Raw genomic sequence first — 4,416 nt, 5'->3', positions numbered from 1 at the left:
CGCCGGAGGAACCAATATCTATCCTGCACTCGCTTATCGCCGTAAAGCTTTTTTGATCTACCGACTCAAACAGCTTCGGGCCAAACAAGGGAATACCCAGCTTTCTCCAATGATGATCCCCTTCGCAATGGCACTCACCGATACGCAAATCGATGCCCTTACTACTTTTTTGAGCGACTATCACGAACATAGTAAAGAAAAATATTCTCCCGATGATTCCAATACCGGAGACGGAAGCTCATGAAACTCCTTGTCAGTGCACTCGAGCACTCCGCTAACGTCCATCTGAAATATCTCGTCAAAGAACTCGGCGACGAGGTGAGCTTATCGGGAATTTTTGACTCAACGCTCGGAGAGAGTATCGTAGATCTCCGTGCAGCTTCTGTAATGGGATTTGTGGATGCACTCAAAAAGCTCCCCTTCTTCTTCCGTCTCAAAGATCAGATGGTGGAGTTGGCGGAAGGTGCCGACAAAGTGCTGCTGATCGATTCCTCAGGATTCAATCTTCCGCTCGCGAAAGCGATCCGCAAACGTTATCCCGATAAAGAGATCGTCTACTATATTCTCCCTCAAGCATGGGCCTGGAAGAAAAAACGGATTCCCGTACTCGAAAAAACGATCACAAAACTCTGCTCAATATTGCCGTTTGAACCCGCTTACTATTCAACGCATGCCCCCATCGAATATGTCGGGCATCCTTTACTCGATGAGATTACCGTTCGTAAAGTCGATATCACCCTCACCGGAAAAATCACCTTTATGCCCGGCAGCCGCCCCGGAGAGATCAAACGGCTCATGCCGATTTTCCGAGAATTGCGCCCGATGCTGGAAGGAGAGGCCCTCATCGTCATTCCTCCCCATTTCAGCGACAAACAGATTGAAGAACTTTACGGCGATATTTCAATGTTTCAAGTGACCCATGAAGCGCATCAAAGCTTGGCAGAATCGGATTTTGCCTTTATATGCAGCGGCACGGCAACGCTCGAAGCGTGCCTTATCGGAACGCCATTCGTCCTTACCTACATTGCCAAAAAACTTGACTACACGATTGCCAAAGCGTTAGTCAAACTCGATTATGTTGGGTTGGGAAATATTTTGTTCTCCCACGAATACGGGAATCCGTTACACCCTGAGCTTCTTCAAAAGGAAGTTACGGCTCAAAATCTGTATAATGCGTATCAGCAAATGGACAAAATAGCGTTCATCAACAATGCGGCTGCCTTGCGTGAACTTTTAAAACACGGCAGTGCCGTCCGCGTCAGCCAGATTATCAAGGAATCATAATGTTTAGAATTTTTTCATGGATGAAAACCAAATCCGGCACCTTTACCGACGAAAAAATCATCCCCTACGTCTTTACTCTGAGTGATGGGCCTATGCTTTTTCGCGATCTCCTTAAAACCAATAAAATGTATCAAGAGGGATTGAAGTTAGAGGGAAAAATTCCGGGGTTTCGGCTGAGTATCGGAAGAAGTTATCTCGTTTTTATCGGCCTTTGGCATCTCTTTATCTTACCGATTTCGGTTCTGTTCCACCCATTTTTAGCCAAGATAGACTGTCATCTGCTTATCATCATGGCAATTTTGTTTACGGGGATGTTTTTTGCGACCTACGCGATTTACAAAGAGTATCTGATCGATACGGTTGCACTGAAAATTATCAAAAACGGGTGGGAAAACCATTTCCCCCATTTTGATTACGATCTGCATGCCAAAGAGGTAGCGAAAATCTATTCCGAAGCATTGGAAAAAGAGATCCCTCATAAAAATATGCAGCTCTATATTCTGGATAAATTGGTAGAAAATAAATAATTACGTAAATTTATCGTTTTAAAAAGCGTAACTCAAATCGAATGACGCCTTATTTTCTTGGCTGTCGCTCTCCAAACTTTTTGTCACGCTAAGCGATGTTTTTATTTTCTTGTTGATTTTACGTTTGTGCGCAAATTTGATTTTTTTATTGGGACCGATAGTAGGATCCGCATCCTGAACTAAAATATAGGAAGCGTTAATCGCCGTATTGACCCCATCAGCATACGTTATACCCGTAGTATAGCTGTAGGGGTTGCGATACGCCGTACTTTCCGAAGAGGGAGTTTGCAGTAAAGAGTAGCTCCCTTCGGCGAAAAGATTATAAACGTCGTTTACGGGATAAAGCGCTTTGAGCAAACTCGTATATTTTAGAGGGTCGACCTGATCTCCGGCTGTTTTAACGGGGATAGACACGTTTTCGGAAGCACTCAGCGCCAACGAGTCCCACAGTTTCTTTCGATACCGTACCGACAGATTCGTATTGCCTACCGGAAGAGCATTGTCGAATCTCCCTTTTTCATAATATCCTTGGATTTGTGCAGAAAACAGCTGGTGCGAATATTTAGCGCTCATGGAGACGGCTTCGGTAGTATCGTTTTTCTTCATATCATAATTTAGACTGGTTTGCCCCCCCAATAACCTAGGCAAAGCTTCATCATGCGAGTACTGAACCGTTTTCTTATCGCATTCTTTCTGATTGTAAGCCCATGAGGGAAGCAACGTATCGCAAGGGGAGATAGCATAATCCGCCGCCGGCAATACAGTCGTGAACACAATTCCTATGACACTGCTCCATCGCACCGGTAAACACCTATCGTTTAGTTTTTTTGCAATGTATCCTAATAAAGTAAATATTGTCAATTTTCATCGGATATTAGGGGTATTTGCTGCTTTAATTCAAACTTTTTCCGTTATACTCAGTACCCGAGCCAAATCGCTGTCCATATTGAGCAGGTGCGTACGAAACCACTCTTCCAGCCGTTCCTTGACATAGGCTTTGGCAAATATCACTCTTCCGCTTGTCGCTTTTTCTCTGAAATAGTTCATCTCTTCCAACGCTTTTCGGTGTTCATGAATGTGTTCGGTTTTATTCGGATAAACAACCTGTTCCATATCCGTCTCTTCTTCGGAAAAATGCCCCTGAGTATGGAGGATCACAGCATCAAAGGCATCTAAAAACTCACGATCCGAAGCATTTTTAAGTGTTTCGTACAGCACATAGAACTCTTCATGTCTATGATCGATAGAGTCTACACCGACTTTCAGAGCATCCGGTAAATGAGACATAGAGAACCTTTTTTATTAAAGGTATTCAATTATTGTTCTACTCTGATCGGAAACTCTATTTTTTGTATTTTCCCAAAACACCCATAAACGTGGGGACATTCGCACCGCCGTCATAACGTCCGATTTTTTTGCCGTTTGCATCGAGGAAATGAAATGTCGGCGTCCCGATAAAGCCTAGACCGTCGGGTATAAAATCGTTATGAATATCTATATGAACGGGAACGTACGATTTTTCAACTTCCGACACCACCATTTTCTCTTCAAAAACGACGTCACTCATATAATCACATGCGGGACACCCCTCTTTTGAGAGCATGACCATGACGTGTTTCTTCTCTTTTTTCGCCTGTGCCAAAGCGGCGTCATACGACGGCGCCCATTTGAGTTCTGCCAAAGCGCAGCTTGCCAACAATGAAAGGGCTAAGAGTATTTTTCCCATAATTATTTTCCTAAGTGTTTGATAAATTCTTGAGGCTCTTTGAATCCGATAATGTCAGCATCTTTTTGACGCGTCCCGTTTTCATCAAAAAACAAAATCGCCGGAGGGCCGAAGATGCCGAACCTTGTGCTGATCGCTTTTGCCGCATCGTCATTGGCGGTCAAATTGACCTGTACCAGAACATAGCTATCCATTGCCGTCTTGACACTTTCGTCACTGAAAGTTTTCTCTTCAAGCTCTTTGCACGCCGTACACCAATCGGCATAAAAATCGACCATTACCTTTTTCCCTTTGTTCTCCGCCAAAATAGCATCCAACTCTTCGAGTGAAGTGATTCTCTCAAACTTCTTGTGCTCCGGTGCAGCAGCAACTGCGGCAACTTGTGAAGGGAGAAAAGGGTTTAACGGATGAAGAGGATTTTTAGCTCCGGCCATCCCCCCCAGAAGCAGTGACATACCGTAGAGCAAAATGATGATTCCGAGCGCTTTTTTATTGGCTCGCTGGCATCGGATACAACGTCCGCGAATCGGCTCAAGCGCTCCGATATTGACCGCAATAAAGACGGCCAACCCTCCCCAAAGCATCATTGAAATGTTCTCATCGAGGATACGGCTGATCATCCAAATCGAAATCCCGATCAACATCACCCCGAAAATTGATTTGATATTATCCATCCATACACCGGGTTTCGGCATAAATTTCCCGGCACTCGTTCCGATAGCAATCAGAGGCAAGCCCATACCGATACTGAGGGAGAAGAGAGCAACTCCTCCCAACAGAGCATCACCCGTCTGCCCGATGTATACCAATGCCCCTGCCAACGGTGCGGCGACACACGGTCCGACAATCAAAGCCGATAAAAATCCCATAATTGCAATA

The 4,416-nt window shown here is 44.7% G+C and carries 7 protein-coding genes; 3 read left to right on the top strand and 4 right to left on the bottom strand.

Annotated features, from left to right (window positions below; genetic code table 11):
• From Q0C19_RS11080 to Q0C19_RS11070, 3 genes are all read left to right on the top strand, one after another.
• Nucleotides 1-244: cytochrome c (locus Q0C19_RS11080; protein WP_295055985.1), on the top strand; the 244-nt coding region annotated here is incomplete at its 5' end.
• On the top strand, nucleotides 241-1,284 hold the full coding sequence (lpxB, locus tag Q0C19_RS11075) for a lipid-A-disaccharide synthase (protein ID WP_295055983.1): 1,044 nt from the start codon (nucleotides 241-243) through the stop codon (nucleotides 1,282-1,284). The genes Q0C19_RS11080 and lpxB, both read left to right, overlap by 4 nt.
• On the top strand, nucleotides 1,284-1,811 hold the full coding sequence (locus tag Q0C19_RS11070) for a hypothetical protein (RefSeq protein WP_295055981.1): 528 nt from the start codon (nucleotides 1,284-1,286) through the stop codon (nucleotides 1,809-1,811). Before lpxB ends, Q0C19_RS11070 begins: the two co-directional genes overlap by 1 nt.
• 18 nt (nucleotides 1,812-1,829) lie before the next feature.
• On the opposite strand, the gene Q0C19_RS11065 is transcribed toward Q0C19_RS11070, so the two are convergent.
• The 4 genes from Q0C19_RS11065 to Q0C19_RS11050 all read right to left on the bottom strand — a co-directional run.
• On the bottom strand, nucleotides 1,830-2,612 hold the full coding sequence (locus Q0C19_RS11065; protein ID WP_295055979.1) for a hypothetical protein: 783 nt from the start codon (nucleotides 2,610-2,612) through the stop codon (nucleotides 1,830-1,832).
• A gap of 96 nt (nucleotides 2,613-2,708) precedes the next feature.
• Nucleotides 2,709-3,098, bottom strand: coding sequence for a hemerythrin domain-containing protein (locus Q0C19_RS11060; protein WP_295055977.1), 390 nt, complete (start codon nucleotides 3,096-3,098; stop codon nucleotides 2,709-2,711).
• Between the two features lie 55 nt (nucleotides 3,099-3,153).
• The gene (locus tag Q0C19_RS11055) at nucleotides 3,154-3,537 is read right to left on the bottom strand and encodes a thioredoxin family protein (RefSeq protein WP_295055975.1); all 384 of its coding nucleotides are present in this window, start codon (nucleotides 3,535-3,537) and stop codon (nucleotides 3,154-3,156) included.
• A 2-nt stretch (nucleotides 3,538-3,539) separates the two neighbouring features.
• A partial coding sequence (locus Q0C19_RS11050) for a thioredoxin family protein (protein ID WP_295055973.1) occupies nucleotides 3,540-4,416 on the bottom strand: 877 nt, incomplete at its 5' end.

It is taken from the genome of Sulfuricurvum sp., from assembly GCF_023250475.1.
Taxonomy (GTDB): domain Bacteria; phylum Campylobacterota; class Campylobacteria; order Campylobacterales; family Sulfurimonadaceae; genus Sulfuricurvum.
The sequence above is the reverse complement of the archived record's forward strand: the minus strand, read 5'-3'. Positions and strand labels throughout refer to the sequence as shown.

Coding starts and splice junctions, on each gene's coding strand:
- Q0C19_RS11060 (WP_295055977.1), bottom strand. CDS start 3,098: ATGTCTCATTTACCGGATGCTCTGAAAGTCGGTGTAGACTCTATCGAT.
- lpxB (WP_295055983.1), top strand. CDS start 241: ATGAAACTCCTTGTCAGTGCACTCGAGCACTCCGCTAACGTCCATCTG.
- Q0C19_RS11055 (WP_295055975.1), bottom strand. CDS start 3,537: ATGGGAAAAATACTCTTAGCCCTTTCATTGTTGGCAAGCTGCGCTTTG.
- Q0C19_RS11070 (WP_295055981.1), top strand. CDS start 1,284: ATGTTTAGAATTTTTTCATGGATGAAAACCAAATCCGGCACCTTTACC.